We start from the raw sequence: 13716 nt of genomic DNA on the forward strand, positions 1-13716 counted from the left end.
AGGCAAGACGGTTGTCTGCCGTGAGACGTTCGAATCCTGGGCTACGCTTCGGCCAGTGCTGCCACCGGAGAGACCTTGATTGCCCTTCTGGCGGGGATGATGCTGGAGAGCAAGGCTGCGATCAGAGCGACGAGGATAATCATGCAGGCCATCTTCCAATCGAATGGCAGCGAGACCGTGCCGAAGGCTGAGAACACCACATACGATCCAAGCCATCCGAATGCAGTTCCCGCAACGATGCCACTGATGCCGCTGCTGAGCGATATCAGAATCGCCTCGATGGCTAGGGAGCGTCGCAACTGTGACTTGGTCATCCCTATGGCGCGCAGGGTGGCGGATTCCCTCTGCCGCTCTATCACCGACAGACTCAGGGTGTTCGTGACGCCGATCAGAGCGATGATGACCGCCACCGCCAGCAGGGCGACCAGAATCATCAGCGTCGCGTTCACCATCTTCTCCCACGTGGCACGCTCTGCAATCGATCCGACGACGTTCACGCTTGCATACGAACCAAGGGCGGCACTGACATTGCTCACCAGATCGGCAGTGCTGGCCGAACCGTCGCTTTTCAGCCAGATCTGATCGCTTGTCCCGCTGAGCTTCAAGGAATCGAAGGTCGTCTTGGAGACGATGCCATAGAGAGCATGCGTGCTGTCCAGTCCGCGGTATGCTCCTGCTGTGACAGGCAGTGACGTCACATTCGACTCTGCACCCGCGATTTCGATCTTGCCTTCCTTCTCAAGTCCACTGTCCTCGCTTGACGAAGATTGTGACAGGACCAGCCTGCCACCCTCGAGATCCTGCGGATCGACAGTGCCGTGCATGACCTTTGCAACCGTATGAGCATCGACTCCATAGATGTCAATCGAGTCACCCCTATACTTTCCACTGGCGATCGTAGCCGTCGCGCTTTGCACCATTTCCGCCTGTCCGACCCCCTGGACCTTTTCGACCTTGCGAAGGGCCGATGAGTCGAGAGACTGACCCACCGCCTGAATATCGACGCTGTAATGCGAATCAAGGACCGTGGCCATCGTCTGCTTGGCGCTTGCCGCGCCAATGCCGAGGCAGGAGACAAGCGTGACCCCGATGAGCAGAGCCGAGCCGGTCGCAGCGACGCGACGGCGGTTCTTCTGAATGTTCGCGCTTGCCAGGGTCGAGGAAGCTCCGATATGCGATATGACAGCCCCTACCGCCTTCAGCATCGCCGGAATCCATAGGCGCGAAGTCATGAGCATGCTGATGAAGCACAGAATCGCACCCATGATGGCGACAAGGACGTAGCCTTCCTGACTGATGTCATGCGAATCCGTCGTATGGGTCTGCACATAGGTTCCACGGATCGAAAGCACACAGAGGGCGATTCCGGCAAGAAGCATCAATGAAGCGAAGATGACCCTCAGCTTGCCGGAACGCTTGGTCTCCACGTTTTCCATGGGTTGCAACGCTTCAAGCGGCGTCACCTTGGTCGCCATCCGGGCGGAGCTCAGCGAAGCCACGATCGTTGCCAGCAGGGCGAACACGACAGGAATGACGAATACCTGCCAGCTTGGTATCAGAGCGAACGAAAGACCGCCAAGGGTCGTTCCGGCGACACCGAGAACTGCCATCAGCGCCAACGCGCAGGCAACGCCAAGAACCGAGCCGACGGTTCCCAGAACGATGGCCTCGAGAATCACGGAGCGGTAGAGCTGACCTTTCCTCGCGCCGATGGTGCGAAGCAATGCCAAGGTCCTTCGACGTTGCGCGACCATGACCTGGAATGTGTTGCCAATCACCAGTCCGGCGACGAACATGGCGAGGATGCCAAAGACGAGCACGAATGTCGTGATGATGTTGAACTGGCCTCCGCCCATCTGCTTGATCTGCTGGTCCTCGAGCCGCTGCCTGGACTGCATGGTGAACCCCTGGGGCAGCATATCCTTCACACTGGCGATGGTCTGCGCCTCGCTTGCGGATGCGACAGGAGCGATCTTGAGAAACAGTTCGGACGCATACAGGCCGTCGAAGCCTGAACCGACGCCCTGGACCTTTGCGATGTCCGCCTCGCTCATCACGCACGCTCCCCGATAATAGGTGAACGCGCCTGCATCGTCATTCGTGATTCCCACGACCTTCATATCTGATATCGAGCCGCTCGTTCCATACCAGCTGTTCTGTGCGGAGGTGCTTGCATTGACCGTCGATCCCACTGAAAGCTTGAGCTGCTTGGCGACGCTGTCTGCGATGGCTATCTGTCCCGAAGCCTTGGGCCAAGTGCCGGAAGACAGCTTCAGCGGCATGATGGATGTCGGACGGGCTGCGGCGATGGCTATCGAGGACGAGTGATCGGAGCCGCTGTCCCCTGCATTCGCGCTGATTTCCAAGCGTGTCGAAACGTCCGTCCTCGCTCCTTCCACTCCTGCCATCTTTCTGATCCAGTCGAGGTGGTAGTCGGCGAAGGTCGTCATGTCGGATGAGCTGTCGTCGGAGGAATCGGTCTGGGTGACGCCATAGTTCGCATCACCGAAGTTCGCTGAAACCTGCTTGCGCAGGGAATAGTCGAGCGTGTTGCTGAACAGGAAGGTGCATGAGACGAACATGGAACCGACCAGAATCGCGATGGCCGCCGGTATCAGCATTGTCAGATTGCGTTTCATCAATTGTATGGTTACTGACCACATGGGTATGTCCTTATAGTCGTGAAGTACTTGATCTTGCTAACTCCCGTGAACGATACGGTTCACGGGCTGCGGCCATCGGCCGCTTACTGGATTTGCAACGCAGGCGCGATGGCCACCGTCGTCAGTTCAGGCATGCGGCGTTGAGCTGTGCCTTGTCGGCGGGCTGTGTCGTGGAACGTCGACGCTCCTGCATGAGCAGTTCATTCATCCTGTCGGGATTCGGGTTCGCTTCGTCAGCGACGATGCTGCCATCGGCAAACACGATTGCACGGTCGGCATATGATGCCGCTATCGCATCATGGGTGACCATGATGATGGTCTGGCCGAAATCGCTCACCGACTTCTTCAGGAATCCAAGCACTTCGGCGCTCGAGACCGAGTCGAGATTTCCAGTGGGCTCATCGGCAAAAACCACGTCGGGCTTGGTAATCAAGGCTCTTGCGATGGCCACGCGCTGCTGCTGTCCGCCGGATAACTCATTCGGACGGTGGTTGAGACGATCCTTCAGACCGAGAGTTTCGCTGAGCATGTCGAACCATTGCCTGTCGACCTTCCCACCGGAAAGCGTCAGGGGCATGAGAATGTTCTGCCTGGCGGTAAACATGGGAAGCAGGTTGAAGCTTTGGAAGATGAACCCGATTCTATGTCTGCGCAGCATCGTCAGATCGGTGTCGTTCATCGAGGTGATGTCGAATCCCGAAAAGACGATCTTGCCGTGAGAGGCAGAATCCAGACCCGCAAGCGTATGCATCAGCGTTGATTTTCCGGATCCGGAAGGGCCCATGATCGCAGTGAACTTGCCACGTTCGAACGCCACGTTCACACCGCGAAGCGCGTGGACGGCATTCTCGCCTGTGCCATAATCCTTCACCAGATCAATCGCCTCGATCGCAGTGTCACGATGCAGGCCGGTCTTGGGCAAGCCAGCGGTATTCAAGGAATTCACAGTACTCATCTTTCATTCTCCTCCATAGTCGATTGCGCCTTCTCATGCGCTTGCAAGGCAACACTATGGGCTATCGACGGTGATTGATATCGTGCGAAAGACTGATATTGCGCGCCTCGACGCAGCGGCATCATCCTTAAGTATGAGAATTCGCTGGGAATCATATGACTGACAGGGAAATGTGTCGCGTGTAGCATGAGCCTTCGTATCAACGTTTATGAATGTGAGGTTCGTATGACAGGCATCGTTCTTGGAATCGCCGATTCAGCAAGACTGTTCGGCACTGACATGGATACAACGGACATGGACGCATCGGACATGTCATTGGTGACCATCGTCGCTCCACAGGAACATGTCGTAAGCCCCTTTGACTATGCGGTGACCCGAGGCGACGGAATATTCGAAGCCACGACGGTGTGGCACGGCAAGCCGGTTTCTCTGGAAGCCCACCTACGCCGACTTGCCCATTCCGCAAGCCTGATGGATCTGCCAAGGCCCAATCTGACATTGTTCTCGCAGGCGGTCGAGGAGATCATAGCGCAGTATGACGATCCTGAACCCGGTCCTATTCTGCGAATTCTGGTCTCTCGCGGCTTGGATGCGGATACTGGCATTGGCAGGACCGGCAGCGGGTTGCCTCACGTCTGGATGTTCCTTGACGCTCATGGAGCGCTGCATCAGACTCGCGCGATCAGCCTGGCGTCGCTGACACGAGGATATTCCGCAGACATAACCCAGCGTGCACCGTGGCTCCTGCTCGGCGCAAAGACCCTGAGCTACGCGGTCAACATGGCGATGCACAGGGAATGCGACCGCCGTCATGTCGATGATGCCGTCACCGTCACCGAAGACGGCTTCGTGCTGGAATGCCCCAACTCATCCATCGTCGCACAATACGGAAACCATCTGGTCACCCCGAATCCCGACATCGGAATCCTTCACGGAACGAGCCAGCGTGAACTCTTCTCATTCATGGCACAGGAGGGCGGCTCCTGGGAATACAGGAAGCTTCCCCTGCCTCAGCTGCAGGAGGCAGACCGTCTATACATGACGCACGGCGGATGGGTCATCCCCGTGTCCAGCCTCGACGACAGGAGATATCAGGTGGACGAAAGCTTCGTCGAGCAGGCGAACACGGCCATCCACTCTGGAAGGACCGAGAAGGACGCCCTGCTCGTTCGACCGCGTGACTGATGCATGCCAGGCTTCGTTCGAACAGGCCATGTGATCGATCGACTCCGAGTCGCCAGGCATGAGAGCCGTCGGCCGCGAAGCTGCTGATATGGCGTGACGAAGCATAAGGCTGGGGTCTGTCCGATTGTCATCGGACAGGCCCCAGCCTTATATGTGAACCCTAGTATTATGTCAGCCCTAGTATTACGAGAAAACTAGTATTATGTCAGCCCTATTCGGCGAGACCGGATTCCTTCAATGCAGCGAAGCCGCCCCTCAGGTCATCGAGAATGTCGTCGATGTTCTCCGTACCGATGGAAAGACGGATGGTGCCTGGATGGATGCCCTGATCCTCAAGTTCCTCCGTCGTCTCCTGGGAATGCGTCGTCGAAGCCGGGTGAATGACCAATGACTTCACGTCCGCCACGTTTGCCAGCAGGGAGAACAGGTGAAGATTGTCGATGAACACCCGCGCCGCATCCTTGCCGCCCTTGACGTCGAAGGTGAAGATCGAACCTGCGCCATTCGGGAAGTATCGCTGATACAGCTCATGATCGCGACGACCAGGAATCGATGGGTGACGGACTGCCTCGACCTCAGGAACCGTCTGCAGGTATTCGACGACCTTCAGCGCATTTTCCACATGGCGCTCAACACGCAGTGAAAGCGTCTCGGTTCCTTGCAGCAGCAGGAATGCTGCAAACGGCGAAAGGGTCGCACCCGTATCGCGAAGAAGAATCGCACGAATGCGGGTAACGAATGCCGCAGGACCAAGAGCCTCGAAGAAGTTCAGCCCATGATAGCTGGGGTCTGCCTCGGTAAGCGTCGGGAATTTTCCTGGCACCTCGTTCCAGTCGAACTTCCCGCCCTCCACGACGACGCCGCCAAGCGTGGTTCCGTGTCCGCCGATGAACTTGGTGGCCGATTCGACCACGACGTCTGCGCCGTGCTCGAGCGGCCGGAACAGATATGGCGTCGCGAAGGTGTTGTCCACGATCACGGGCAGGTGGTGCCTATGTGCGATTGCGCTGATCGCCTCGAAATCGGGAAGGTCGGCGTTCGGGTTGCCGAAGGTCTCGAAATAGACGAGCTTCGTGTTTTCCTGAATGGCATCCTCGAAGTTCTTGGCATCCTCCGGATCGACGAAGGTCGTCGAAATGCCGTCGCGAATCAACGTGTGCTTGAAGAGGTTGTAGGTCCCGCCATAGATGTTCTTGCTCGACACGATGTGGTCGCCGGACTGGGTGATGTTCCTGACTGCATATTCGACTGCGGCTGCACCGGATGCAACTGCAAGACCCGCAGTTCCACCTTCCAGCGCTGCGATGCGGTCTTCGAACACGCCTTGCGTGGAATTGGTCAGGCGGCCATAGATGTTGCCGGGATCCTGAAGTCCGAACCGCGCCTCCGCGTGATCGAAGTTATGGAACACATAGCTTGTGGTCGCATAGATGGGCACAGCGCGGGAGTCAGTGGCTGGATCCGACTCCTCCTGTCCGACGTGCAGTTGTAAAGTTTCGAAACGGTACTTCTTATCTGCCATTGCTGCTCCTTGCATGGTCACAATACGTATACAGGTATTCATACCGACAACCATCGCTGGCAGTCGTCTCAAGAGCGAGATTATGTGGTCGCAGGGTCAAGCGCAAGCCGGAAACGCTCATCAGTTATCGCAATTGCTTATAGCGTCTGAAAGTTTAGCCCGGGACAAGGGTTCCATCATTTGCAGACCGTTAACACAGGAATGCATGCGCGCTCGCAAACTGCGCTATGGTTGGGCGTTGAAGGCGGATATCCGAACGGATCCCAGACAAGAGAAGCTAAGGACAGAAGATAGCGATGACCAACGATGTGACTCTTTACGATCGTGACCCTCAATACATTCCACGCGTTGCCGCCGTGCATGACATGTGCGGCTATGGAAAGTGCTCGCTTACAGCGGCCATCCCGATTCTTTCGGCCGCAGGCTGCGATGTATGCCCCGTTCCGACGGCGCTGTTCAGCGCACATACGATGTACAGGGACTTCACCTTCCACGATACGACCGACATGCTTCCCGGCTATCTTGATGCGTGGAAGAAGGAAAATGTGGAACTCGATGCCGTATACAGTGGTTTTCTCGGCAGCGCTGACCAGGTGAGCATCATTCAACGTCTCTATGACGAATATCCGACTTCATTGCGACTGGTCGACCCGGTCATGGGCGATGGCGGAAAGATGTATCCCACCTATACGAAGGAACTGTGCGAAGCCATGGGACGGCTGGCAGATGGCGCTGACATCCTGATGCCGAACCTCACTGAGGCGAGCATCCTCACAGGCCGAGAGTATCCGGGCCAGAATATCGACGACGAGCAGGCGGAGTCCTGGATTCAGGCACTTCTCGATCTGGGCGCAAAGAACGTCGTGCTGAAGGGCATCGACCGCGAAGATGGCTCGATCCGCAACTACGTGGCATCTGCCAGACTCGGCGGCGCCGGCAGCAAGGTCGAGCTGGTTCACGAGAAGCTTCCGTTCATGATCCACGGCACGGGCGATGCATTTGCGTCCTCGCTGTGTGGCGCGGTCATGGCAGGAAAGAACCTGGCCGACAGCGCCCGCATAGCTGGCGAATTCGTGCGCTCTGCGATGATCAGCACACGCAATCAGCCACGATACAAGGAGCGTGGCGTAAGCTTCGAACTCAACCTTTCAGAGCTGACCTCATTGGTGGGATGAAGTTCCTGCATCTGCATGCAGGAACCAGGTCGTGTGGATGGCCTTGTGGATTCGTGAATTGTTTTCCACCGCAGCGTTGACGAATTCCACATTCGACCACATCTGTCGTTCCCGGTTTCGATGAGCCCGGATCCATGGTCAACTTGGATCCATGAACACACAACTTGCAGCACGCACCAAGAACGCTTCCAATCCACTGCCAGACGAGCTTCTGGAACCAGGGCTCAGTCCCAGATCGTTGGGAATACTCGGTGAGAGCTATGCGGAGCAATGGCTGACATGCCGCGGCTGGACGATCCTCGACCGAAATTGGCACACGCGGTACGGCGAGCTCGACATCATCGCCACCGACACCGAAGGCGTCATCGTATTCGTCGAGGTGAAGACGCGAAGAAACCACCGCTTTGGGCACCCCCACGAAGCCGTTGATTTCAGAAAGCGGAGAAATCTACGCAGGGCCGGCTCGCAGTGGCTTTTCGACAGAACCCATTGCGTGACGCATAATGGCGTTCGTTTCGACGTCATCGGCATATCGGTGCTGGGAAAAACCGTATATGTCAATCATGTGCGGAGCGCGTTCTGATGAGAATCGGAACATCGCTGTCCATCGGGCTGGTGGGATTGAAGGCCTGTCCCATCGCGATTCAATCGTTCATCTCTCCTGGACTGCCGTATTTCTCGATTATCGGCCTGCCGGACACATCCGTGTCAGAAGCGCGGGAACGCGTGAAATCAGCCTGCACCTCAGTGGGATTTTCTTGGCCCGAAACGCGGATCACGGTCAATCTTTCACCCGCGTCCCTCCCGAAGAAAGGGTCTTCATACGACCTGGCCATCGCTCTGAGCATTCTTTCCGCAGGATCCTTTATTCCGCAGGATGCGGTCGAGGACGAACTGGCGATAGGAGAGCTGAATCTCGACGGCAGCGTGCTCCAGGTGAATGGGGTGCTGCCGATGATTCTTCAGGCAAAGGCACGAGGAATCAGAAAGGTGTTCGTTCCTAGGCCGAACTCCGAGGAAGCGTCCATCGTTCCAGACATTGAGGTCACGGGCATCGAACACCTCGGCGAGCTGGTCGATCTGCGGGGTGGAAAAGCCGTGTATAGAATCCAGAACCATCCCAAGGTGATTCCGTTCGGGTCTCAAGCTGCGATTGAAGGCGAAGGGCGACATGCGGACATTGCCACGGCAACGAATGTCATGGCGGAGAATCGTTCGCTCGAATACACGAAGCTTGACATGAGTCAGGTGATCGGGCAGGAGCAGGCAAAATGGGCTCTCACTGTCGCTGCGGCAGGCGGCCACCATATGATAATGACGGGACCTCCCGGCTCCGGTAAGAGCATGCTCGCTTCGAGACTGCCGACGATCCTGCCTCCATTGAGCGAGGACGAACAGCTCGAGGACGCTTCGATCCGTTCGCTCTGCGGAACTCTGCATCGACACGGCATCTCTGACATTCCGCCATTCGTCGCCCCACACCATACTGCTTCGACCGCTTCCCTGGTGGGTGGTGGAACGGGCGTCGCCATGCCCGGTTCGATCACCAGGGCGCACCGGGGCGTGCTGTTCATGGATGAGGCGCCCGAATTCTCTCCCCGAACGCTGCAGACCTTGCGCGAGCCTTTGGAATCCGGATACATTGCGCTTTCGCGTGCACGGGGCACGGCCTATTTCCCTGCGAGATTTCAATTGATCATGGCGGCGAACCCATGCCCCTGTGGATTCGATTTCGGCACTGGCGAGCGCTGCACGTGTTCTGCGAAGGAGAGGGTTCGGTATTGGAACCGTCTGTCCGGGCCAATCATGGATCGCATCGACATCCAATCGCAGATTCGCGAGGTCTGCGAGATGATAGAGCTTCCATCCTCGACGGTTTCGTCGAGCGAGAGGATACGCAAGGTCGTTTCGAAGGAAAGGGATTGCGCAAGGGAGCGTTTCCGCGCGTATGGCTGGCGGTGCAATGCGCAGGCAAGCGGAGAATGGCTTCGCGCAAACACTTCCAAGCAGGTGCTCGCTGTCGTGAACACCGTGCTTGGAAGCGGTGGCCTGAGCATGCGCGGCGCAGACAGATCGATTCGTCTGTGCTGGACGCTGGCAGACATGAACGGACACTCGAGTCCGACGATGTCTGATATCGAGTCAAGCATTCAGCTGCGAACGAGGCTGTCATGACTGCCAATCCCTCCAACGATCTGGAACTTCAGCCAGGATCGGTCCAGGAAGGCACGATGGCCCGGGCCTTGCTTTCACATTGCTGCGATGGGCCAGATCCAGTGATGCACACGCTGCTGACCGGTGGAATGGATGTGGTCATGCTTTGGAGGCTGTTCGCGGATTGCGACGGGCTCCCGACCGAGGATTCCGGACAGGGGCGAGCTGTGCCAGAAGAGTTGCGCGCCGCATTCATCCGAGGGATTGAGATGGGGCATCGCGGCGTCACGGAGCAATCGCTGAAACGTCTCCCTGCTGCACTGGCTCGATGGAGCATCAGGAGGAGGCTTCTGGGATTCGATTCCACGACGGATCTGCGATCGGACAAGGCCCAGGATTGGGCGACCGCACAGCACTCGATGTGGGTGATCTCCCCTGAAAGCCGGTTCTGGCCCCGGCGGCTCCATGATTTGCCTCATACCGTAGGCTGGTCATCGCCGCTCTGTCTGTGGGGCCAGGGTTCGGTGTCGGCGATGACTCGCTGCGATTGCCCGGTCGCCGTGGTCGGTTCTCGTCAGAGCAATGATTATGGTCGTCACCTGGCGACTCAGGCGGGGCGGACCCTCGCCGCCCTAGGGCATACTGTCATTTCTGGCGGTGCATTGGGAGCAGATGCCTGCGCTCACTGGGGCGTCATTGACAACTCGCAGACACCACGGCTGCCGGACGACATGTCTGGATCTGCAATCGCTGTATTCGCAGGTGGCTTGAGGCGTATCGGCCCTTCATCGAACATGCGCCTGTTTGAGCGGATAATGCAGTGTCGAGGTGCGCTGGTGAGCGAACTGAGCCCCGATTCAATCCCGGAAGCTCGCAGGTTTCTATTGAGAAACAGGATAATCGCCGCCATGTCTTCCAGAATAATAGTTACTCAGGCAAGGCTCCGTTCGGGTGCGATCAACACCGCGACCTGGGGAGCGAATCTGCTCCGCGAGGTATATGCGATACCAGGTGACATCGATCATTCGGACAGCGCAGGCTGCAACGCCTTGATTCGCGATGCGAAGGCAAGCATCCTTACATCGTTCGAAGATTTGGCAGACGTCTGTTCACCGGGACATCATCCACCGCAGGAAGTCTCGGAAACTGACGTCCGCCGCCCTGACGTCACTGGCATTTCAGACAGCACTGCCATCCCAAACGATGCTGCCACCCCAGACAGCAGCCCAGAAATCCAAGCTCATGAGGCTCGAACGCCGTCTGAACCAGTCGGTGGCGATGCAAGCGTGAATCGGCTCGTGCGGCTCAATGCCAAGCAGAAAAGGGCTATGGAATTCATACGTGAATGCCATGCGACTTCGAAGGCCGCGACTGCGGACGCTCTTTTGCAGCGATTCAATGCGGATGGTCTGACAAGGACGGTTCCGTCGGAGGAAATCTCAAGAATCCTGGGATCTCTGGAGATACTTGGCCTGATCCATCAAGACGTCTCAGGAAATCTGATGACGAAGAACCCCTGACAGTGACGTCATTCGATCATGCTGTCCATTGGCAGCGGTCCAGATCGACAAGCCAGCCTTCGGCTCCTGCGGACTTGGCCTGACCAGCCTTCGGAGGTATGAACGTCACACCCTCGTCTTCCAGCAGCTCACGCTGTCTCTCCGGCCCGCCGAAGGCAAAGCCGGGAGCCAGCGAGCCGTCGCGGAAAACCACGCGATGGCACGGGATGATGCCCGGTCTGGGATTGCCGTGGAGCGCATAGCCCACGACTCTCGCATTGCGGGGATTGCCGGCAAGAGCGGCGATCTGACCGTAGGTCGCGACAGAGCCGCGGGGTATTCTGCAGACCTGCTCATAGACCCGTTCTGAAAAAGTCGACTGTGCCATGCAATCATTGTGATGCCAGTAATCGACAACACGCGGATGGCGAACATGCGTGCCTGCGATGTGGGGCTTTCCGGAATCGTCGCATTGATTCCTGGAATTGGCATGCCGTTGAACTGCAAACGATTGAAATTCCGCCATTGAGGCTACAGTAGATGCTTATGAATAAGACATCGTACACGAATCTTGCCAAAGCCTGGGAATTTGCCGAAGATGTGGCATTCTCACAACAGGATCCTCTGGTGCTTGAGGCTCGCAGGGATGCAGAACAGGCTGGCTTTCCACAGGGTTCGGCCACTCAGGCCCGTTTTCTAAAGCTGCTTGTGCAGCTTACCGACAGTTCGTCGATAATCGTTGCTGGAACGGCCGCAGTGGTCGAGAGCTGTGAACTCGTAGCGGGGTTGAACGACTCCGGCCTGCTCACCGAAGTCGACTCATCACTGCAGGGTGGCAAACTCATAAAAAGCGTCTTCGCAAAGCTCGATGAGCTTACGAACACCACATTGCGTGCAGTGAACGCACCCGCCGAAGTCTTCCTTCCGCGGCTCAACGCAGAAGACTACGACCTGATAGTGGCGAATGGAGACATCGGCAACTACGAGGCAAGCCTGAAGGAGGCACCGAGGCTGCTGAAGCCACGCGGAATGCTGGTTTTCACCGACATGCTTGGCTTTGCCGCAGACAACTCGAACGGAGGCATGCTCAACCCCGTTGACAGATCAGAGCGCACAGTTCGTCTGCGCCAGCTCCTCGATGCAGTCAGCCAGGATGAATCCCTCAGTCAGACTCTGCTCCCCATTGGAACGGGTCTGCTCCTCGTAACACGCAACACTCGGTGACACGCAATTCAGTGACACGCAACACTCGGTGACACCCAGCGTTCTCCTGACGCGCAACCCCGGAAGCATATGACCCCGATAACATGCAACCCCGAGGAAGGGCCATGCATGTGCGCCCAGCCTGCTGCCGGAACCGTCAACGAGGCTCCCCTCTCAGGGTTCGCCAGTCCAGTCTCACTGGACAGCACTGAACACTCGGAGTGGGGAGCCATGAAGTCCATGCGCACACACCGCCTTGTGATGTGAAAAGGCGACGTGGAAAGCGCGCGCTTCCCTTACCTATCGCTTTGCGACGGCGCTGGAAGCGACCCTCACCGCCTCATCCGGATCGTCGGTCATGACGACCAGATCGGGATCGAGTTCCGAAATCATTCCTCGATCCTTGAGGGTCGTGGTGATCCATTCGAACAGTCCCTTCCAATACCCCGTATCGAACAGAACGACAGGGATCGTGGTCACCTTGTGCGTCTGCACCAGGGTGAGCAGCTCGAACATTTCATCGAGAGTCCCGAATCCACCTGGACAGATGATGACACCAGAGGAATACTTCACAAACATGGTCTTGCGAACGAAGAAGTACCGAAAGCTCATTCCAAGATTGATCCATTCGTTCAGACCCTGCTCATGAGGCAGTTCGATGCCCAGCCCGATCGAAGTGCCTCCAGCCATGGAAGCTCCCTTGTTCGCCGCTTCCATGACGCCAGGGCCGCCTCCTGTGATCACGGCAAGCCCCTGCCGGGCGACCTTCTCACCCATGACCTGTGCGGCCTGATAGGCAGGATCCGTCTTGGGAGTACGGGCGGATCCGAAGATGGACACCGCCGGACCTATCTCGGCCAACGCGCCGAAGCCGTCTACGAACTCCGCCTGGATCCTGAGAACCCTCCACGGGTCCATGTGGAGCCAGTCCGTCGAAAATCCAGGAGCGAGAAGGTTGCCGGTGGTATTGTCCTTGGGAATCATGGGTCCGCGCATCATGACGGGGCCCCGATAATAGGTGTCCCCAAGCACGGAATGGTTCAGCTCCCCCTCGATGTCATTGAATTGGGATTGGGCGGGCTGTGATGGACCAGCCTGGCCTTGGGCATGCTTCGGTCTCGATGCCTTGCCTGAGGGAGAGGATGCCGCCGCCATGTCGGTGAGGGCATCGGCGCTCCTGCTCATATGTTTCTTAGCTTTGTTCTCTGATTTACCTGTTGTACCTTTTTTAGCGACTTTCTTTGCCATATCAGACCCTTCAAAACTGTGGAAACGAGTCTTTCCAAGGCAATCCTATCGTCAGGCCTTTAGATTTAGCTGAGAAGCAATCGTGTCCACTGATTTTGCGCATGGCATGTGT

Annotated in this window: 11 protein-coding genes; 6 read left to right on the forward strand and 5 right to left on the reverse strand. The window is 57.3% G+C overall.

From position 1 onward, the window contains the following. Positions 1 to 41: 41 nt before the first annotated feature. Both QN062_RS02010 and QN062_RS02015 read right to left on the reverse strand, forming a co-directional pair. Positions 42 to 2663 carry an ABC transporter permease gene (locus tag QN062_RS02010; protein ID WP_369341956.1) on the reverse strand — a complete coding sequence of 874 codons (2622 nt, stop codon included), beginning with the start codon at positions 2661 to 2663 and terminating at the stop codon, positions 42 to 44. Positions 2664 to 2784: 121 nt separating this feature from the next. Then, positions 2785 to 3618, reverse strand: a complete 834-nt coding sequence (locus QN062_RS02015) for an ABC transporter ATP-binding protein (RefSeq protein ID WP_369341957.1) — start codon at positions 3616 to 3618, stop codon at positions 2785 to 2787. Between the two features lie 225 nt (positions 3619 to 3843). Between QN062_RS02015 and QN062_RS02020 the strand changes: the two genes are divergently transcribed. Continuing rightward, on the forward strand, positions 3844 to 4803 hold the full coding sequence (locus tag QN062_RS02020; RefSeq protein WP_369341958.1) for an aminodeoxychorismate lyase: 960 nt from the start codon (positions 3844 to 3846) through the stop codon (positions 4801 to 4803). Between the two features lie 211 nt (positions 4804 to 5014). Here the strand turns inward: QN062_RS02020 and QN062_RS02025 are convergent, their stop codons facing one another. Next, positions 5015 to 6325, reverse strand: coding sequence for an O-acetylhomoserine aminocarboxypropyltransferase/cysteine synthase family protein (locus QN062_RS02025; protein WP_369341959.1), 1311 nt, complete (start codon positions 6323 to 6325; stop codon positions 5015 to 5017). Positions 6326 to 6621: 296 nt separating this feature from the next. Between QN062_RS02025 and QN062_RS02030 the strand changes: the two genes are divergently transcribed. The 4 genes from QN062_RS02030 (at position 6622) to QN062_RS02045 (ending at position 11174) form a co-directional block, all read left to right on the forward strand. After that, the gene (locus tag QN062_RS02030; RefSeq protein WP_369341960.1) at positions 6622 to 7500 is read left to right on the forward strand and encodes a pyridoxamine kinase; all 879 of its coding nucleotides are present in this window, start codon (positions 6622 to 6624) and stop codon (positions 7498 to 7500) included. A 151-nt stretch (positions 7501 to 7651) separates the two neighbouring features. Then, positions 7652 to 8083: a YraN family protein gene (locus QN062_RS02035; RefSeq protein WP_369341961.1), complete on the forward strand. Its 432-nt coding sequence runs from the start codon at positions 7652 to 7654 to the stop codon at positions 8081 to 8083. Further along, positions 8083 to 9675: a YifB family Mg chelatase-like AAA ATPase gene (locus tag QN062_RS02040; RefSeq protein WP_369341962.1), complete on the forward strand. Its 1593-nt coding sequence runs from the start codon at positions 8083 to 8085 to the stop codon at positions 9673 to 9675. Before QN062_RS02035 ends, QN062_RS02040 begins: the two co-directional genes overlap by 1 nt. Continuing rightward, complete coding sequence (locus QN062_RS02045; RefSeq protein ID WP_369341963.1) at positions 9672 to 11174, forward strand: DNA-processing protein DprA; 1503 nt, start codon at positions 9672 to 9674, stop codon at positions 11172 to 11174. The genes QN062_RS02040 and QN062_RS02045 overlap by 4 nt, the downstream gene beginning before the upstream one ends. A gap of 16 nt (positions 11175 to 11190) precedes the next feature. Here the strand turns inward: QN062_RS02045 and QN062_RS02050 are convergent, their stop codons facing one another. Further along, the gene (locus QN062_RS02050; RefSeq protein WP_369341964.1) at positions 11191 to 11541 is read right to left on the reverse strand and encodes an MGMT family protein; all 351 of its coding nucleotides are present in this window, start codon (positions 11539 to 11541) and stop codon (positions 11191 to 11193) included. 158 nt (positions 11542 to 11699) lie between these two features. Here QN062_RS02050 and QN062_RS02055 point away from each other — a divergent pair, with 158 nt between their 5' ends. Further along, positions 11700 to 12377 (forward strand): O-methyltransferase, encoded by a 678-nt coding sequence (locus QN062_RS02055; protein WP_369342508.1) that lies wholly within the window; start codon positions 11700 to 11702, stop codon positions 12375 to 12377. A gap of 279 nt (positions 12378 to 12656) precedes the next feature. Here QN062_RS02055 and QN062_RS02060 read toward each other — a convergent pair whose 3' ends face one another. After that, the gene (locus tag QN062_RS02060) at positions 12657 to 13604 is read right to left on the reverse strand and encodes a TIGR00730 family Rossman fold protein (protein ID WP_369341965.1); all 948 of its coding nucleotides are present in this window, start codon (positions 13602 to 13604) and stop codon (positions 12657 to 12659) included. Positions 13605 to 13716 lie beyond the last annotated feature (112 nt).

The organism is Bifidobacterium sp. WK012_4_13 (genome assembly GCF_041080835.1).
Taxonomy (GTDB): Bacteria; Actinomycetota; Actinomycetes; order Actinomycetales; family Bifidobacteriaceae; genus Bombiscardovia; species Bombiscardovia fermentum.